The organism is Inconstantimicrobium porci, from assembly GCF_009696465.1.
Lineage (GTDB): Bacteria > Bacillota > Clostridia > Clostridiales > Clostridiaceae > Inconstantimicrobium > Inconstantimicrobium porci.
In genome coordinates this window covers 166,809-184,256 of the sequence record NZ_VULX01000002.1, presented here as the reverse complement: position 1 = coordinate 184,256, position 17,448 = coordinate 166,809, and the positions used below count along the sequence as shown (strand labels likewise).

The window sequence follows — 17,448 nt, the reverse complement described above, 5'->3', positions numbered from 1 at the left end:
TTTTATAAAATAAGGGGGTAATTTCATGATAGACAGGATTCAGGAAAAAAAAGTTATAGGCATAAAACAATGCAAAAAGTCAATATTAAATGGTGAGGGAAAAATTCTTTATATTGCAGATGATGCTGATAAGAAGTTGACATCTCCATTAATTAGTGTTGCTGAGCAGAAGAGTGTGCCGGTTACTGTAATTGATACAATGCAGAAGCTTGGGAAGATGTGCAGTATTGACGTGAAAGCAGCTGCAGCATTAATTCTCAAATAATAGCGTTAATATCTTTAATTTATATAGATATTATTAAATTTTCAGGAGGTGAAAGTATGCCAACTATAAGCCAATTAGTTAGAAAGGGCAGAAAAACATTAGCAACAAAATCAAACTCACCTGCACTTAAAGAGTGCCCACAGAAGAGAGGGGTATGTACAGTAGTTAAGACTACAACTCCAAAGAAGCCTAACTCAGCGTTAAGAAAGATTGCCAGAGTTAGATTAACTAACGGAATTGAAGTTACTGGTTACATTCCAGGAATAGGCCATAACTTACAGGAACATAGTGTTGTTCTTATAAGAGGTGGAAGAGTTAAGGATTTACCTGGTGTTAGATACCATATCGTAAGAGGAGCACTTGACTGTGCTGGAGTAGCTAACAGATTACAGGCTAGATCAAAATATGGTGCTAAGAAACCAAAGCAGAAATAATTTGATTTTGGTTGCTTAAATAGCTTAATTAGTGCGAAGTTTCGGCATTTACATAGATTCACCTATAGAATTGTTGAAGCGAGCATTTTGCGGCGATAAGCCGAGTACCGATGAACTTAAAATTTTTTCATTGTTAAGGAGGGAAGAAAAGTGCCAAGAAAAGGACATATAGCAAAAAGAGATGTACTACCAGATCCAGTATACAATTCAAAGGTTGTTACAAAGTTAATTAACAATATAATGGAAGACGGTAAAAAGGGAGTAGCACAGAAAATATGCTACGGAGCTTTTGAAATAATAGCAGAAAAGACTGGTAAGGAAGCGTTAGAAGTTTTTGAAACTGCAATGAACAACGTTATGCCTTTACTAGAAGTTAAAGCTAGAAGAATAGGTGGTTCAAACTACCAGGTTCCAATAGAAGTTAGACCAGAAAGAAGACAGACATTAGGAATCAGATGGATACTTGCAGCATCTAGAAATAGAAGCGAAAAGTACATGAGAGAGAGATTAGCTAACGAATTAATTGATGCTTCAAATAATACTGGAGCAGCAGTTAAGAAGAGAGAAGATACTCATAGAATGGCTGAAGCTAACAAAGCATTTGCTCATTACAGATACTAATTTCAAAAACTGTTTTGGCGAATACCAAAACAGTTTTTGTTAGATTATATTGATATATTGAGAGGAGGCAGAATTATGTCTAGACAATACCCATTAGATAAATTCCGTAACTTTGGAATAATGGCTCATATAGATGCTGGTAAGACTACAACTACTGAGCGTATATTATTCTATACAGGAAAAACTCATAAAATTGGTGAAACACATGAAGGTGCATCTCAGATGGACTGGATGGTTCAAGAACAGGAAAGAGGTATAACAATTACTTCTGCAGCTACAACTTGTTTCTGGAAAGGTCATGAACTTAATATAATTGATACACCAGGACACGTAGACTTTACAGTTGAAGTTGAAAGATCATTAAGAGTTCTTGATGGTGCTGTAACTGTACTTGACGCTAAGAGTGGTGTTGAACCACAAACTGAAACTGTTTGGAGACAGGCAGATAAATACGAAGTACCAAGAATGGTATATGTAAATAAGATGGATGCAACAGGAGCTGACTTCTTCAACTGTGTTAATACAGTAAGAGATAGATTAAAGGCTAATGCTGTTCCAATACAGATTCCAATAGGTTCAGAAGAAGACTTCAGAGGAATGGTTGACTTAATAAGAAACGTTGCTATAGTTTTCGATAACAAACTTGGAACTGAAATGGAAGAAATAGAAATTCCAGAAGAATTAAAAGATCAGGCAGCAGAATACAGAGCAGCAATGATCGAATCTGTTGCTGAACTTGATGAAGAATTAATGCTTAAGTATCTTGATGGAGAAGAACTAACTACAGAAGAGATTATGGGAGCATTAAGAAAGGGAACTATCTCAAATCAGATAATCCCAGTAATCTGTGGTTCTTCATACAAGAACAAGGGTGTTCAACAGATGATTGACGGTGTTGTTGATTTCTTACCATCACCACTTGATGTACCAGCTATAAAAGGTACTTCATTAGATGGAGAAGAAGATAGCAGACCTTCAGATGATAAAGCACCATTAGCTACTTTAGCATTTAAGATTGCTACAGATCCATTCGTTGGAAAGCTTGCATTCGCTAGAGTTTACTCAGGAATATTAACAAGTGGATCATACGTTCTTAACTCAACAAAGGGTAAGAAAGAAAGAGTTGGTAGACTTGTTAAGATGCACGCTAACCACAGAGAAGAGGTAGACGCATTAGAAGCTGGAGAAATCGGAGCTATCATAGGTCTTAAGAATACTACTACTGGAGATACTTTATGTGATGAAGAAAATCCAATAATTCTTGAATCTATGGAATTCCCAGATCCAGTTATCGATGTTGCTATAGAACCTAAGACTAAGGCTGCTCAGGAAAAAATGGGTATAGCTTTAGCAAAACTTGCTGAAGAAGATCCAACATTCAAGACTTGGACTGATACTGAAACAGGTCAGACTATAATCGCTGGTATGGGTGAACTTCACCTTGATATCATTGTTGATAGACTTCAGAGAGAATTTAAGGTAGAATGTAACGTAGGTGCTCCTCAGGTTGCTTACAAAGAAACTATCAGAACTCAAGTTAAAGCTCAAGGTAAGTACATTAAGCAATCAGGTGGTAAGGGACAATACGGAGATTGTTCTATAGAACTTATACCAACTGAAGAAGAATACAGCTTCGAAAATGCTATTGTTGGTGGAGCTATTCCAAAGGAATACATCCCAGCTGTAGATGCAGGTATTCAAGAAGCAGCTCAAAATGGTATTATAGCTGGATACCCAGTTATCAACTTTAAAGTTAAATTATATGATGGATCATATCATGATGTCGATTCATCAGAAATGTCATTCAAGATTGCTGGATCTATGGCATTCAAAAATGCTATGGCTAAGGCAGACCCAGTTTTACTAGAACCTTCTATGAAAGTTGAAGTTACAGTTCCAGAAGAATACATGGGAGATGTAATGGGAGATATCAATTCAAGAAGAGGTAGAATTGAAGGTATGGAATTAAGAAATGGTGCTCAGATCATCAGAGCTTACGTTCCACTAGCAGAAATGTTTGGATACGCAACTACATTAAGATCAAGAACTCAGGGTAGAGGAAACTACTCAATGGTATTTGATCATTATGAAGAAGTTCCAAAGAGCATTCAGGAAGAGGTAGCAAAGGGTAAAAAATAATTCCCTTTAATACTATAAATATTTAATTTCACACATACAGGAGGAATACAAAAAATGGCTAAGGCAAAATTTGAAAGAACTAAACCACATGTTAATATCGGTACAATTGGTCACGTTGACCACGGTAAGACTACTTTAACAGCAGCTATTACTACAGTATTAGCTAACAGAGGATTCGCAAAGGCATTCAACTATGCAGAAATCGATAAGGCTCCAGAAGAAAAAGAAAGAGGAATCACTATCAACACTGCTCACGTTGAATATGAAACAGACAACAGACACTATGCTCACGTTGACTGCCCAGGACATGCTGACTATGTTAAGAACATGATCACTGGAGCTGCTCAGATGGACGGAGCTATCCTAGTTGTTTCTGCAGCTGATGGTCCAATGCCTCAGACAAGAGAACATATACTTCTTGCTTCAAGAGTTGGAGTTAACTACATCGTAGTATTCTTAAACAAGGCTGATATGGTTGATGATGAAGAATTACTAGATCTAGTTGAAATGGAAGTTAGAGAATTATTAAACGAATATGAATTCCCAGGTGATGATATCCCAGTAATTAGAGGATCAGCTTTAAAGGCTCTTGAAAACCCAACTGACGAAGAAGCTATCAAACCAATCCTTGAATTAATGGATGCTGTTGACAGCTACATCCCAACTCCAGAAAGAGCTACAGATAAGCCTTTCTTAATGCCAGTAGAAGACGTATTTACAATCACTGGTAGAGGAACTGTTGCAACTGGTAGAGTTGAAAGAGGAGTTCTTCACATATCAGATGAATTAGAAATCGTTGGATTAAAGGAAGAAAAGAAGAAGACTGTTGTAACTGGAATAGAAATGTTCAGAAAGTTACTAGACGAAGCAGAAGCTGGAGATAACATCGGAGCTCTTTTAAGAGGTATCCAGAGAGATGAAATCGAAAGAGGTCAGGTTTTAGCTAAACCAGGTACTGTACATCCACACAAGAAATTCGTTGGTCAGGTTTACGTATTAAAGAAAGAAGAAGGTGGTAGACATACTCCATTCTTCGATGGATACAGACCACAATTCTACTTCAGAACAACTGACGTTACTGGAACAATCAAATTACCAGAAGGTATGGAAATGGTTATGCCAGGAGATCACATTGATATGAACGTTGAATTAATAACTGAAATAGCAATGGAAGAAAACTTAAGATTCGCCATCAGAGAAGGTGGAAGAACTGTAGGTTCTGGTGTTGTTACTAGCGTTCTTGACTAATTATAATTAAATTAGTTATTTACCATATACAATTTAAATAAAGCTTTATTAATAGTGGAAGAGGAGACGTCCTTTTCCGCTATTTTTTTTAGAAAAGATATAGTAAAATAAATAACACTAAGAGGCATAATTGATTTATGAAAAACGTACAAGTTTACCACGTAAAATAATCACAATATATAATGAATTAAAAGTTTAAAAAAGATTAATTATAGCTAGCTCTAGTATAAGAGTGAGAGAAATGCATGAATTTAAGACTCTATTCCAATTGCTTAAAAATGTGTTTACCAGGTCACAATAAACAAAATATGGAATGATTGTTTAACTTAAACTATCTGTATTAAAATATGGAGTGACAATTAGAAAAAACCAGTTGCAAAGAATAAAAAAATTTTTTATAATTGTGTAGACGTAGAATGTGAGACGGCAAGAAAAATTGAAAATTATACATAAAGACCTTGAAAATGCACTGCAGTTATAGTATAATATAGGAGTTGCAGAGCAAACGGCGATGAATCAAGAGGTTGCCGGACTTCCGGGGAATTCTTGAAGAGCATGTTCGGATCTAGAATCCAACGACAGAGAGTTGTTATGCTACCAGTGTGTCTTTTTTAAAATTAGGAAACACCAGGAACAGTTTACATAACAATCGCTGTTGTGCGTTAGAAGTAAAGCGTACATGAAAAGGAGGGAAAACAAATGTCAAAACAAAAAATAAGAATCAGACTTAAAGCTTTTGATCACACAATCTTAGATCAATCATCTGAAAAGATAGTTGAAACTGCTAAGTCTACAGGAGCTAAGGTTGCAGGTCCAGTACCACTACCTACTGAAAAAGATGTAGTAACAATATTAAGAGCGGTTCATAAATATAAAGATTCAAGAGAACAGTTCGAAATCAGAACACATAAGAGATTAATCGATATACTTAATCCAACATCTAAAACAGTTGATGCTTTAATGAGATTAAACCTACCAGCTGGTGTTGATATCGAAATTAAACTATAATTTTAAATTACACGATTGAAGTAAGTTGTGAACTATTATGATTACTTAATGCAATCCGCTAATAAGTTTAGGAGGTGTATAGCATGAAAAAGGCTATAATAGGAAAGAAAATAGGAATGACTCAGGTATTTGATGAAACTGGAAAGATCGTTCCAGTAACAGTTGTAGAAGCAGGTCCATGTGTTGTTGTTCAGAAGAAAACAGTTGAAACTGACGGATATGAAGCAGTACAGTTAGGATTCGGAGATGTAAGAGAAAAGCTTCTTAACAAACCAAAGAAAGGACATTTCGCTAAGGCTGGAGTTTCTTTAAGAAGACACTTAAAAGAATTCAGATTCGAAAATGTTTCAGAATACGAAGTAGGCCAGGAAATAAAGGCTGACGTATTCGCTGTTGGAGATAAAGTTGATGTATCAGGAGTTTCAAAAGGTAAAGGATTTGCCGGCGTTATAAAGAGATGGGGACAACAAAGAGGACCTATGTCACACGGTTCTAAATTCAAGAGAGCTCCAGGATCAATGGGTGCATCTTCAGATCCATCAAGAACATTCAAGAGCAAGAAGTTACCAGGACATATGGGTGCTGTAAACAGAACTGTTCTTAATGTAGAAGTTGTTAAGGTAATGCCAGAAAAGAACTTAATATTAATTAAGGGTGGCGTTCCAGGAGCAAACAAAGGTATAGTAGTTATCAGAGATAGCGTTAAGTGTTAATCTGATAGAAAGGAGGAATAGATATGCCTAAAATAGAATTATTTAATAAGCAAGCACAAAAGGTTAGAGATATTGAACTAAACGACAATGTATTTGGAGTTGAAGTTAATAACGAAGCAATGCACCAGGTAGTTGTTGCATTACTAGCTAACAAGAGACAAGGAACTCAATCAGCTAAGACTAGAGCTGAAGTTCGTGGAGGCGGAATCAAACCTTGGAGACAAAAGGGAACTGGTAGAGCTAGACAAGGTTCTATAAGAGCACCTCAGTGGATCAAAGGTGGTATAGTATTCGCACCAAAGCCAAGAGACTATAGAATGTCAATTCCTAAGACTATGAAAAAAGTTGCTTTAACTTCTGCTTTAACTAGCAAGGTTAACGAAAATGAATTAGTAGTTTTAGAAAACTTAGAATTCGATGCTCCTAAGACTAAGGAAGCAGTAGCAATGTTAAAAGCATTCAATGCTAACAAGACATTAATCATAACAGCTGAAACTAATGAAAATGTATTTAAATCAGCTAGAAATATTGAAGGAGTTGCTGTTATGCCAGTTAACAACATCAATGTATATGATTTATTAAAATACACTAAAGTAATTATGACAGAAGCAGCTGTTAGAAAAATTGAGGAGGTGTACGCATAATGAATTTAACAAGCCATGATATAATAAGAAAGCCTGTTATTACTGAAAAGTCAATGGCAGCAATGGCAGAAAAGAAGTACACTTTCATAGTTCACGTTTCAGCTAACAAATCTCAAGTTAAGAGAGCAGTTGAAGAAGTATTCGGCGTTAAAGTTGCTGATGTTAAAACAATTAGAACTATGGGGAAAAATAAGAGAGTTGGCGTTCACGTAGGTAAAAGAGCTGACTTAAAGAAAGCTGTTGTTACATTAACTGAAGACAGCAAAACTATTGAATTCTTTGACGGAATGCAATAATTAGAATAGCAGGTATTGGCTGCTAAGCCAGATAAGCGAAAGCAAGGAGGGAATTTTTAATGGCAATTAAAAGATTTAACCCTACTACTCCTTCAAGAAGAAATATGACAATGAGTACTTTTGAAGAAATAACTACAAATGTACCAGAAAAGTCACTTCTTGTATCATTAAATAATAATGCGGGTAGAAATGCTCAGGGTAAAATAACTGTTAGACATCGTGGTGGCGGTGCTAAGAGAAAATATAGAATAATAGATTTCAAGAGAAATAAGGATAACATACCAGCAAAGGTTGCTAGTATCGAATACGATCCAAACAGAACAGCTTTCATAGCATTAGTTGTTTATGCAGATGGTGAAAAGAGATACATAATCGCTCCAGTTGGATTAAAAGTTGGAGACGTAGTTGTATCTGGACCAGAAGCAGATATTAAGCCAGGTAACGCTTTGCCACTTAGAAACATACCAGTAGGTACTACAATTCATAACATTGAATTACAAGCTGGAAAAGGTGGTCAGTTAGTTAGAGCTGCTGGATTATCAGCACAGTTAATGGCTAAAGAAGGCGAATACGCTACTTTAAGATTACCATCAGGCGAAATGAGATATGTAAGATTAGAGTGCAGAGCTACAATCGGAGTTGTTTCAAACTTAACTAACGATATCGTTAAGATTGGTAAAGCCGGAAGAAAGAGACACATGAGATGGAGACCACAGGTAAGAGGTTCTGTTATGAACCCTAACGATCACCCTCACGGTGGTGGTGAAGGTAAGTCACCAGTCGGAAGACCTTCTCCAGTAACTCCATGGGGTAAACCAGCTCTTGGATATAAGACTAGAAAGAATAAGAAATATTCAGATAGATTTATAATTAAGAGAAGAAATAATAAGTAATTTGGAGAGAATGTTTGATTCTCTTCAATGCTTGATAGAGATTAGTTATTATGAAGGGAGGATACTTCAATGAGTAGATCAATTAAAAAAGGACCTTTTGTCCATGCAGGACTTTTAAAGAAAGTTGAAGAAATGAACAACAATGGTGAAAAGAAAGTAATCAAAACTTGGTCAAGAAGTTCAACAATATTCCCACAAATGATCGGCCACACAATAGCTGTTCATGATGGAAGAAAACACGTTCCAGTATATATCAGCGAAGATATGGTTGGACATAAACTAGGTGAATTTGTGTTAACTAGAACTTTCAAAGGACATATTGACACAGAAAAGACAACTAAGAGAGCTTAGTTCGAAAGGAGGATAAATTAATGGAAGCTAGAGCAATAGCTAAATACGTTAGAATGTCTCCTTCTAAAGTAGGAGTAGTTCTTGATTTAATAAGAGGAAAAAGCGTTAAAGAAGCTTCTGCAATTTTAAAATACACTCCAAGAGACGCAGCAGCAGCAGTGTTAAAAGTTTTAAAATCAGCAGTAGCAAATGCAGAAAATAATAATGATTTAGATGCAGACAACTTAATAGTTGCTGAAGCTTATGTAGGACCTGGTCCAACACTTAAGAGATATAGACCAATGGATCATGGTAAAGCATTCAAAATACACAAGAGATCAAGTAACATCACTATAGTAGTGAGAGAAAGAGCTTAATAGAAGGAGGGAAACAGATTGGGTCAGAAAGTAAATCCTCATGGATTAAGAGTTGGCGTTATTAAAGATTGGAATGCAAAATGGTATGCAGATAAGAAGAATTTTGCAGATAATCTTATAGAAGACCACAAAATAAGAGAATTCGTTAAAAAGGACCTTTTCTCAGCTGGAATATCTAAGATAGAAATTGAAAGATCAGCTAAAAGAGTTAAGTTAAACATATTTACTGCTAAGCCAGGAGTTATCATCGGAAAAGGTGGAGCAGGAATTGAAGCTTTAAAGAATAAGCTTAAGAATTTAGTAGATAGCAAAAATATATTAATCAATATAGTTGAAGTTAAAAATGCTGAAGTTGATGCTCAGTTAATGGCTGAAAACATAGCAGCTCAACTAGAAAAGAGAATATCATTCAGAAGAGCTATGAAGCAGACAATCCAAAGAGCAATGAAAGCTGGAGCAAAGGGTGTTAAGACTAACTGCTCAGGTAGACTTGGCGGAGCTGAAATGGCTAGAGATGAATTTTATCATGAAGGAACTATTCCACTACAAACATTAAGAGCAGATATCGATTATGGTTTTGCTGAAGCAAACACAACTTACGGAAAGATCGGAGTTAAGGTTTGGTTATATAAAGGAGAAGTTCTTCCAGCAAAAAAAGTTGTTAAAGAAGAAATTAACGCGTAATAACGTATAAGAAAGGAGGAATATATCATGTTAATGCCAAAAAGAGTAAAACATCGTAAGGTACAACGTGGTAGAATGAAAGGAAAGGCTACTAGAGGTAACTTCCTTGCATACGGAGATTTTGGAATCCAGGCTACAACTTGTGGATGGATTACAAGTAATCAAATAGAAGCAGCGAGAATCGCAATAAACAGATATATCAAAAGAGGCGGAAAGCTTTGGATTAAAATATTCCCACATAAGCCAGTAACTGAAAAGCCAGCTGAAACAAGAATGGGTTCAGGAAAAGGTTCACCAGAATACTGGGTGGCAGTTGTTAAGCCAGGCAGAGTGCTATTCGAATTATCAGGTGTTGGTGAAGAAGTAGCTAGAGAAGCTATGAGACTTGCATCACATAAATTACCTGTTAAGACTAAGTTTGTAACAAGAAAAGATTTTGAGGAAATGGGTGGTGAAGAATAATGAAAGCTAACGAATTAAAAGAGTTAAGAACAAGCAATCCTCAAGATTTAAAGGTAAAGCTAAATGACTTAAAGGCGGAGTTATTCAACCTAAGATTCCAATTAGCTACTGGACAACTAGAAAATCCAATGAGAATTAAAGAAGTAAAGAAGTCAATTGCACAAATTAAGACTATAATCAGAGAAGAAGAACTTAAGGCTTTCGAACAGTAGTCTGAAAGGAGGTAACCTATTATGGAAAGAGGATTAAGAAAGAAGAGACTTGGTAAAGTAGTTTCAGATAAAATGGATAAAACTATAGTAGTTGCTGTTGAAACTAAGGTTAGACATCCACTATACGGAAAGACTGTTAACAGAACAACTAAGTTTAAGGCTCATGATGAAAATAATACAGCTAAGATCGGCGATAGAGTAATGATCATGGAAACAAGACCATTATCTAAAGATAAGAGATGGAGACTTGTTGAGGTAGTTGAAAAAGCTAAATAATAGCTTTAATACTGAAAGGAGGGTAATTCACAATGATACAACAACAGACCTTACTAAAAGTTGGAGATAATTCTGGTGCTAAGGAAATCATGTGCATCAGAGTATTAGGTGGTTCAAAAAGAAAGTTCGGTAATATAGGCGATATAATAGTTGCTAGCGTTAAAAGTGCAACACCAGGTGGAGTTGTTAAAAAAGGTGAGGTTGTAAAGGCCGTTATCGTTAGAAGTAAAAGAGGCTTAAGAAGACCTGACGGATCATACATCAAATTTGATGAAAACGCAGCAGTAATAATAAAGGATGATAAGCAACCAAGAGGAACTCGTATCTTCGGACCTGTTGCTAGGGAGCTAAGAGATAAGGAATTCAATAAGATATTATCATTAGCACCAGAAGTTCTATAATAAAAACCAGGAGGTGGCTAATTTGAAGGTACATGTAAGAAAGAATGACACAGTTGTAGTCGTATCTGGTAAAGATAAGGGTAAAACTGGAGAAGTTTTAAAAGTATTTCCTAAGACAGGAAAAGTACTAGTTCAAGGCGTTAACATAGTAAGCAGACATAAGAAACCAACTAGAGATAACGTTCAGGGTGGAATCGTTAAGTCTGAAGCAGCTATATATAGCTCAAAGGTTATGTTATACTGCACAAAGTGCAAGAGCGCAACTAGAATTTCTAATAAGATATTAGAAGATGGATCAAAAGTAAGAGTATGTAAGAAGTGCGGAGAAACATTCTAAGCAGCTGAAAGGAGGTAGTTCAAATGATGACAAGACTTCAAGAAAAGTATGAAAATGAAGTAAAACAAGCTATGATGGATAAGTTCGGATACAAGAACGTTATGGAAGTTCCAAAGCTTGAAAAGATAGTTATAAACATGGGAGTAGGAGAAGCTAAAGATAATTCTAAGGTTCTAGAATCAGCTGTTGCTGACTTAACTTTAATAACTGGTCAAAAGCCAATATTAACTAGAGCAAAGAAATCTGTTGCTAACTTCAAGATAAGAGAAAATATGCCTTTAGGATGTAAGGTAACTCTTAGAAAAGCAAAGATGTATGAATTCTGCGATAAGTTAGTTTCGATAGCTCTACCTAGAGTTAGAGACTTCAGAGGAGTTTCTGATAAATCATTCGATGGAAGAGGAAACTATTCACTAGGAATTAAGGAACAGCTAATATTCCCAGAAATAGAATATGATAAGATAGATAAAGTTAGAGGTATGGATATTATCTTTGTTACAACTGCTAACACTGATGAAGAAGCAAGAGAATTATTAAGATTCCTTGGTATGCCATTCGCTAACAAATAAGGAGGGGATTTCATGGCACGTAAGGCAATAATTGAAAAGTGGAACAAAGAGCCAAAGTATAAGACAAGAGCTTATACAAGATGCAGAATATGTGGAAGACCACACGCAGTATTAAAGAAATATGGAATATGCCGTATCTGTTTCAGAGAACTTGCTTATAAGGGAGAAATTCCTGGATGTAAGAAAGCAAGCTGGTAAAATTATTCGATATATGAAAGGAGGCACAATAGAATGGCTATGACAGATCCAATCGCAGATTTGCTAACTCGTATAAGAAATGCAAACGCTGTTAAACATGAGGTTGTTGAAGTACCTTCTTCAAATGTTAAGAAGGCTATTGTAAATATATTACTACAAGAAGGTTATATTAAAGAAGTAGAGGAGTACAATGATGGCGTTGTACCAATGCTAAGATTAACTCTTAAATACGGAGCAAGTAATGAAAGAGTTATAACTGGATTAAAGAGAATCTCTAAGCCAGGATTAAGAGTATACTGCAAGAAGGACGAAGTTCCTAAGGTTCTTAACGGACTTGGAATCGCAGTAATATCTACATCAAATGGTCTAGTAGTTGATAGAGAAGCTAGAAAACTAGGTCTTGGTGGAGAAGTAATTTGCTACGTTTGGTAATACAAATAGCAAGATAATAGATTGAAGTAAAAAGAACATAATACAGGATATAGATTAATCATCTAATGCCAAATAAACAGGAGGTGCAATTATGTCAAGAGTTGGTAGATTACCAATAGCTGTACCTGCAGGCGTAACTGTTACTGTAACACCAGACAACGTTGTTACAGTAAAAGGACCTAAGGGAGAGCTTGTAAAAGCTATGCATAAGGACATAAATATAGCAATTGAAAACAACGAAGTTGTTGTAACTAGACCAAGCGATAATAAGAATCATAGAGCGCTTCATGGTTTAACAAGAGCTTTAATAAATAACATGATTATCGGTGTAACAAACGGATATGCTAAGACATTAGAATTAGTAGGTGTTGGTTACAGAGCTCAATTACAAGGAAAGAAACTTGTAATGAACTTAGGATATTCACATCCAGTAGAAGTTGAGCCAGTTGAAGGAGTTACTTTCAAGATCGACGGAACTACAAAAGTTATCGTAGAAGGTATCGATAAGGAACTTGTTGGAGCTGTATCAGCTGATATCAGAAAGTGGAGAGTTCCAGAACCATATAAGGGTAAGGGAATTAAGTATTCTGATGAAGTTATCAGACGTAAAGAAGGTAAAACTGGTAAGAAATAATAGTAAATAAACAGAAGGGAGTGAACCTTAATGTTCAAAAAGGTAGACAGAAAAGAAGCTAGACAAAAACGTCACCTTAGAGTTAGAAAGAAGGTTTTCGGTACTGCTGAAAGACCAAGACTTGCTATATTCAGAAGTGACAAAAATATCTATGCTCAGGTTATAGATGATGTTAATAGAGTAACATTAGTTGCAGCTTCATCTTTAGATAAAGAATTTGAAGGTAAAGTTGGAAGCAACAAAGAAGCAGCTAAAACAGTTGGTGCATTAGTTGCAAAGAAGGCACTTGCTAAAGGAATTGAAGATGTAGTATTCGACAGAGGTGGATACGTATATCACGGAAGAGTTAAAGAATTAGCTGAAGGTGCAAGAGAAGCAGGTTTAAAATTCTAGAAAGAGGAGGGAAATACATGAGAATCGATCCTAGCACACTAGACCTTAAAGAAAAGGTAGTTTATATAAACAGAGTAACTAAGGTTGTTAAAGGTGGTAGAAATTTCAGATTCAGTGCTCTAGTAGTTGTTGGTGATGAGAACGGACACGTTGGAGTAGGAATAGGTAAGTCTATAGAAATACCAGAAGCAATCAGAAAAGGAATTGAAGATGCAAAGAAGAACCTTGTAGAAGTTTCTTTAGTTGGAACAACAATTCCACACAAAATCAATGGAGTATTCGGTAGAGGCAATGTATTATTAATGCCAGCTAGCGAAGGTACAGGAGTTATCGCTGGAGGTCCTGCCAGAGTTGTACTTGAACTTGCCGGAGTTAAAGATGTTAGAGCTAAGTCTTTAGGATCAAACAATCCAAGAAATATGGTTAACGCAACAATCAACGGATTAGCTAGCTTAAGAACAGCTGAAGATATAGCAAAATTAAGAGGCAAATCTGTAGAAGAAATATTAGGTTAGGAGGTATATGCAATGGCTAAGTTAAAAGTTACTCTTAAAAAGAGTTTAATTGGAAGAAAAAAAGATCATATCGCTACTGCAAATGCCCTTGGACTTAAGAAAATAGGTAAAACAGTAGAACACAACGATACTCCTCAGGTAAGAGGTATGATAAATAAGATAGATTATTTATTAAACGTTGAAGAACTATAATAACGAGGAGGTGTATTTGTAATGAAACTTCATGAATTAAGACCTGCTGCTGGCAGCAAGAAGGCTCCTAAGAGAGTTGGAAGAGGAACTGGTTCAAACTGGGGAAGAAACGCTGGTAGAGGAGAAAACGGACAGAACGCTAGATCTGGCGGTGGAGTAAGACCTGGATTTGAAGGAGGTCAGATGCCTTTATACAGAAGACTTCCTAAGAGAGGATTCAAGAATCCATTCACTAAGGAAATAATCAGCATCAATGTTGATAGATTAAATATATTTGAAAATGGTACAGAAGTTACACCAGAACTTTTACTTGAAAGAAGAGTAGTAAGTAAATTACTAGATGGAGTAAAGATTCTAGGAAACGGAAACTTAGAAAAGAGTTTAACAGTTAAGGGCTGCAAGTTATCTAAATCAGCGGTTGAAAAAATAGAAGCGGCTGGAGGAAAAGTTGAGGTGATCTAATCATGCTATCGACTCTACGTAATGCTTGGAAGACACCAGATTTAAGAAAAAAGATATTGTGGACAGTATTTTTGGTAGCAATTTTTAGGATAGGAAGTCACATTCCTGTTCCTGGAATTGATACTTCAAAGATATTGAAGCAAGTAACTGAAGGATCTGGTAGTTTAATAAAATTTTATGATTTAATTGCGGGTGGTTCTCTTAGCAGGTTTAGTATATTTGCTATTGGAGTAGGTCCATATATTAATGCATCAATTATTATGCAACTTTTAACAGTTGCAATCCCTAAGCTTGAACAATTACAAAAAGAAGGAGACGATGGTAGAAAGAAGATACAAAATATCACTAGATACTTATCAATTCCTTTAAGTGTAGTTCTTGCATGGGCAGTATATGTTACATTACACAACGCAAATGCTTTGACAGATTTGTCAGTTATAAACATAATTGTGATACTTGGTACTTTGACAGTTGGAGCAATGTTCAGTATGTGGCTTGGTGATAGAATAACAGTTAGAGGACTTGGTAATGGTGTATCATTATTAATTCTTGTTAACATTGTTTCTAAAATACCAGCTATGTTTAATCAGGTTGCTTCATTAAAGAAAACAGAAAGTATTGACGTTGTTCAAGCGGCTTTACTTATTGTTGGAGTAATATTAGTACTATTTTTAGTAGTTTACCTTTCTTTAGCTGAAAGAAGAATACCAGTTCAATATGCTGGTAAAGCAGTTGGCGCTAAAACTTATAAAGGTCAGTCAACTCATATTCCATTCAGTTTAATAGGTACTGCAGTTATAGCAATTATATTTGCGATGTCAGTAATGGAATTTCCAAAGGTTATAGCTCAATTTTTTGCAGATAAGAGTTGGGCGCAAGCAATACTTACAGGAAAGTACAGTCCATTTAACGAAAGTAAATGGTGGTACCTTGTATTATATGCTTTCTTAACTATATTCTTTACATGGTTCTACACAGAAATTACTTTCAAGCCAGATGAAATGGCTGAAAATATGAATAAATCTGCTGGATTTATTCCTGGAGTTAGACCTGGAAAACAAACTGAAATTTATTTAGAAAAAGTTTTAGGAAAGATATCACTGTTTGGCGGTATATTCGCGGCATTAATTGCAATACTTCCAATAATACTTGAACAGCATACTGCTTTTAAGAATATTGGATTAAGTGGAACTTCAATGCTGATATTAGTCAGTGTTTCACTAGAAATTTCAAGACAATTAAAGTCTCAACTTATTATGCGTCATTATGATGGATTCCTTAATTAAATAACAAATAAGATAGGAGATGAAACCAATATGAAAATAGTATTATTGGGACCTCCTGGTGCAGGTAAGGGAACACAAGCAAAGTCAATTAGCACTAAGTATTCTATACCTCACATATCAACTGGAGATATATTCAGAAAGAATATTTCTGAAAATACTCCTCTTGGTATAGAAGCTAAGAGCTATATGGACGCTGGAAAGCTAGTACCAGATGAAGTGACTATAAACATGGTCAAGGACAGATTGGTTCAAGATGACTGTAAGAACGGATATCTACTAGATGGATTTCCAAGAACAGTTGAACAGGCAGAAGCTCTTCAAGAATTTTTATCTGCAAGAGGAGAAAAATTAGACACTGCTCTTTTAATAGACGTTCAGAAAGAATTTATATTAGAGAGAATGACAGGAAGAAGAGTATGTCCTTCATGTGGAGCTAGTTACCACATAAAATTCAATACTACAAAGATTGCTGGAAAATGTGATCTTTGTGGAGCTGATTTAATCCAAAGAAAAGATGATACTGAAGAAACAGTAAAAGAGAGATTAGATGTGTATGAGTCACAAACTCAGCCATTAATTAACTTTTATAAAGATAAAGATATGTTATCAGTAGTTGATGGAACACAGGAAATTAATCAAGTTTTTGAAAGTATATGTAAGCTTCTTGAAGGTGTAATCTAGTGATTATTATTAAGAATAATTTGGAAATTGACTTAATGAGAAAAGCTGGAAGACTTTTAGCTGAAACATTACTTAGAGTAGAAGACAGTGTGAAACCCGGTATAACTACAGCAGAATTGAATAAAATTGCAGAAGACTATATTGTAAAGCATGGTGGAAAGCCATCTTTCAAAGGATTATATGGATTTCCTGCTGCAGCTTGTATATCTGTTAATGAACAGGTAATTCACGGATTTCCAAGTAAATACGTATTACAGGATGGAGACTTAATAAGTATTGATTGTGGAGTATGTTTAAATGGTTATCAAAGTGATGCTGCAAGAACATTTATGGTAGGAAATGTATCAGACGAAGCAAAAAGGCTTGTCGCTGTTACAAAGGAAAGTTTCTTCAAAGGAATTGAATTTGCAAAGCCAGGCAATAGACTTTCTGATATATCAAATGCAATTCAAACGTATGTTGAGGGCAATGGTTTTTCAGTAGTCAGAGACTACGTCGGTCATGGCATTGGTAGAGATGTTCATGAGGATCCGGATATCCCTAACTATGGAAGGGCTGGCAGAGGCCCAATACTTCAAGAAGGAATGACTTTGGCAATTGAGCCAATGGTTAACGTTGGAACACATAAAGTCATAACTCTTGATGATGAATGGACTGTTGTTACTGCTGATAAGAAATTATCAGCACACTATGAAAATACAGTGGCTATATTAACTAATGGGCCCGAAATACTTACATTAGTATAA

29 protein-coding genes are annotated in these 17,448 nt (G+C 35.6%); all 29 read left to right on the top strand.

All coding sequences use genetic code 11. The annotated features are described in order from the left end of the window. Positions 1 to 25: 25 nt before the first annotated feature. The 29 genes from FYJ33_RS03295 to map all read left to right on the top strand — a co-directional run bounded on the left by FYJ33_RS03295 (position 26) and on the right by map (position 17,448). Complete coding sequence (locus FYJ33_RS03295; protein ID WP_154530345.1) at positions 26 to 265, top strand: ribosomal L7Ae/L30e/S12e/Gadd45 family protein; 240 nt, start codon at positions 26 to 28, stop codon at positions 263 to 265. 56 nt (positions 266 to 321) lie between these two features. Further along, on the top strand, positions 322 to 699 hold the full coding sequence (rpsL, locus tag FYJ33_RS03290) for a 30S ribosomal protein S12 (protein ID WP_154530344.1): 378 nt from the start codon (positions 322 to 324) through the stop codon (positions 697 to 699). A gap of 150 nt (positions 700 to 849) precedes the next feature. Next, complete coding sequence (rpsG, locus tag FYJ33_RS03285; protein WP_277643276.1) at positions 850 to 1,320, top strand: 30S ribosomal protein S7; 471 nt, start codon at positions 850 to 852, stop codon at positions 1,318 to 1,320. A 75-nt stretch (positions 1,321 to 1,395) separates the two neighbouring features. Then, a complete protein-coding gene (gene fusA / locus FYJ33_RS03280) occupies positions 1,396 to 3,459 on the top strand; it encodes an elongation factor G (protein WP_154530343.1) in 2,064 nt (687 codons plus the stop codon). 54 nt (positions 3,460 to 3,513) lie between these two features. Beyond that, positions 3,514 to 4,707, top strand: coding sequence for an elongation factor Tu (gene tuf / locus FYJ33_RS03275; RefSeq protein ID WP_154530342.1), 1,194 nt, complete (start codon positions 3,514 to 3,516; stop codon positions 4,705 to 4,707). Between the two features lie 699 nt (positions 4,708 to 5,406). Beyond that, the gene (rpsJ, locus tag FYJ33_RS03270) at positions 5,407 to 5,715 is read left to right on the top strand and encodes a 30S ribosomal protein S10 (RefSeq protein ID WP_154530341.1); all 309 of its coding nucleotides are present in this window, start codon (positions 5,407 to 5,409) and stop codon (positions 5,713 to 5,715) included. An 83-nt stretch (positions 5,716 to 5,798) separates the two neighbouring features. After that, positions 5,799 to 6,428 (top strand): 50S ribosomal protein L3, encoded by a 630-nt coding sequence (rplC, locus tag FYJ33_RS03265; RefSeq protein WP_154530340.1) that lies wholly within the window; start codon positions 5,799 to 5,801, stop codon positions 6,426 to 6,428. Positions 6,429 to 6,451: 23 nt separating this feature from the next. Continuing rightward, a complete protein-coding gene (gene rplD, locus FYJ33_RS03260) occupies positions 6,452 to 7,072 on the top strand; it encodes a 50S ribosomal protein L4 (RefSeq protein WP_154530339.1) in 621 nt (206 codons plus the stop codon). After that, positions 7,072 to 7,368: a 50S ribosomal protein L23 gene (rplW, locus tag FYJ33_RS03255; RefSeq protein ID WP_154530338.1), complete on the top strand. Its 297-nt coding sequence runs from the start codon at positions 7,072 to 7,074 to the stop codon at positions 7,366 to 7,368. The genes rplD and rplW overlap by 1 nt, the downstream gene beginning before the upstream one ends. Before the next feature lie 59 nt (positions 7,369 to 7,427). Next, positions 7,428 to 8,261 carry a 50S ribosomal protein L2 gene (rplB, locus tag FYJ33_RS03250; RefSeq protein WP_154530337.1) on the top strand — a complete coding sequence of 278 codons (834 nt, stop codon included), beginning with the start codon at positions 7,428 to 7,430 and terminating at the stop codon, positions 8,259 to 8,261. Positions 8,262 to 8,330: 69 nt separating this feature from the next. After that, positions 8,331 to 8,612, top strand: a complete 282-nt coding sequence (gene rpsS, locus FYJ33_RS03245) for a 30S ribosomal protein S19 (RefSeq protein WP_154530336.1) — start codon at positions 8,331 to 8,333, stop codon at positions 8,610 to 8,612. 20 nt (positions 8,613 to 8,632) lie between these two features. Further along, positions 8,633 to 8,968 (top strand): 50S ribosomal protein L22, encoded by a 336-nt coding sequence (rplV, locus tag FYJ33_RS03240; RefSeq protein ID WP_154530335.1) that lies wholly within the window; start codon positions 8,633 to 8,635, stop codon positions 8,966 to 8,968. 18 nt (positions 8,969 to 8,986) lie between these two features. Then, the gene (gene rpsC, locus FYJ33_RS03235; protein WP_154530334.1) at positions 8,987 to 9,652 is read left to right on the top strand and encodes a 30S ribosomal protein S3; all 666 of its coding nucleotides are present in this window, start codon (positions 8,987 to 8,989) and stop codon (positions 9,650 to 9,652) included. Between the two features lie 27 nt (positions 9,653 to 9,679). Next, positions 9,680 to 10,114 (top strand): 50S ribosomal protein L16, encoded by a 435-nt coding sequence (gene rplP / locus FYJ33_RS03230; RefSeq protein ID WP_154530333.1) that lies wholly within the window; start codon positions 9,680 to 9,682, stop codon positions 10,112 to 10,114. After that, on the top strand, positions 10,114 to 10,326 hold the full coding sequence (gene rpmC, locus FYJ33_RS03225; RefSeq protein WP_154530332.1) for a 50S ribosomal protein L29: 213 nt from the start codon (positions 10,114 to 10,116) through the stop codon (positions 10,324 to 10,326). Before rplP ends, rpmC begins: the two co-directional genes overlap by 1 nt. A 21-nt stretch (positions 10,327 to 10,347) precedes the next feature. Continuing rightward, positions 10,348 to 10,602, top strand: coding sequence for a 30S ribosomal protein S17 (rpsQ, locus tag FYJ33_RS03220; protein ID WP_154530331.1), 255 nt, complete (start codon positions 10,348 to 10,350; stop codon positions 10,600 to 10,602). Positions 10,603 to 10,634: 32 nt separating this feature from the next. Then, positions 10,635 to 11,003 (top strand): 50S ribosomal protein L14, encoded by a 369-nt coding sequence (gene rplN, locus FYJ33_RS03215; protein WP_154530330.1) that lies wholly within the window; start codon positions 10,635 to 10,637, stop codon positions 11,001 to 11,003. A gap of 22 nt (positions 11,004 to 11,025) precedes the next feature. Next, positions 11,026 to 11,340, top strand: coding sequence for a 50S ribosomal protein L24 (gene rplX / locus FYJ33_RS03210; protein ID WP_154530329.1), 315 nt, complete (start codon positions 11,026 to 11,028; stop codon positions 11,338 to 11,340). A gap of 26 nt (positions 11,341 to 11,366) precedes the next feature. Next, a complete protein-coding gene (rplE, locus tag FYJ33_RS03205) occupies positions 11,367 to 11,909 on the top strand; it encodes a 50S ribosomal protein L5 (RefSeq protein ID WP_154530399.1) in 543 nt (180 codons plus the stop codon). A 12-nt stretch (positions 11,910 to 11,921) separates the two neighbouring features. Continuing rightward, positions 11,922 to 12,107, top strand: coding sequence for a type Z 30S ribosomal protein S14 (locus tag FYJ33_RS03200; RefSeq protein WP_154530328.1), 186 nt, complete (start codon positions 11,922 to 11,924; stop codon positions 12,105 to 12,107). Positions 12,108 to 12,140: 33 nt separating this feature from the next. After that, on the top strand, positions 12,141 to 12,539 hold the full coding sequence (gene rpsH / locus FYJ33_RS03195; protein WP_154530327.1) for a 30S ribosomal protein S8: 399 nt from the start codon (positions 12,141 to 12,143) through the stop codon (positions 12,537 to 12,539). 91 nt (positions 12,540 to 12,630) lie between these two features. Further along, entirely contained in the window at positions 12,631 to 13,173 is a 543-nt protein-coding gene (gene rplF, locus FYJ33_RS03190; protein ID WP_154530326.1) for a 50S ribosomal protein L6, read from the top strand. 30 nt (positions 13,174 to 13,203) lie between these two features. Continuing rightward, on the top strand, positions 13,204 to 13,566 hold the full coding sequence (rplR, locus tag FYJ33_RS03185) for a 50S ribosomal protein L18 (RefSeq protein WP_154530325.1): 363 nt from the start codon (positions 13,204 to 13,206) through the stop codon (positions 13,564 to 13,566). A 17-nt stretch (positions 13,567 to 13,583) separates the two neighbouring features. Further along, the gene (gene rpsE, locus FYJ33_RS03180) at positions 13,584 to 14,081 is read left to right on the top strand and encodes a 30S ribosomal protein S5 (RefSeq protein ID WP_154530324.1); all 498 of its coding nucleotides are present in this window, start codon (positions 13,584 to 13,586) and stop codon (positions 14,079 to 14,081) included. A gap of 12 nt (positions 14,082 to 14,093) precedes the next feature. Next, positions 14,094 to 14,273, top strand: coding sequence for a 50S ribosomal protein L30 (gene rpmD / locus FYJ33_RS03175; RefSeq protein ID WP_154530323.1), 180 nt, complete (start codon positions 14,094 to 14,096; stop codon positions 14,271 to 14,273). 21 nt (positions 14,274 to 14,294) lie between these two features. After that, complete coding sequence (rplO, locus tag FYJ33_RS03170) at positions 14,295 to 14,735, top strand: 50S ribosomal protein L15 (protein ID WP_154530322.1); 441 nt, start codon at positions 14,295 to 14,297, stop codon at positions 14,733 to 14,735. A 2-nt stretch (positions 14,736 to 14,737) separates the two neighbouring features. After that, positions 14,738 to 16,021 (top strand): preprotein translocase subunit SecY, encoded by a 1,284-nt coding sequence (gene secY, locus FYJ33_RS03165; protein ID WP_154530321.1) that lies wholly within the window; start codon positions 14,738 to 14,740, stop codon positions 16,019 to 16,021. A gap of 30 nt (positions 16,022 to 16,051) precedes the next feature. Next, positions 16,052 to 16,702 (top strand): adenylate kinase, encoded by a 651-nt coding sequence (locus FYJ33_RS03160; RefSeq protein WP_154530320.1) that lies wholly within the window; start codon positions 16,052 to 16,054, stop codon positions 16,700 to 16,702. Beyond that, positions 16,702 to 17,448 carry a type I methionyl aminopeptidase gene (gene map, locus FYJ33_RS03155; protein WP_277643279.1) on the top strand — a complete coding sequence of 249 codons (747 nt, stop codon included), beginning with the start codon at positions 16,702 to 16,704 and terminating at the stop codon, positions 17,446 to 17,448. Before FYJ33_RS03160 ends, map begins: the two co-directional genes overlap by 1 nt.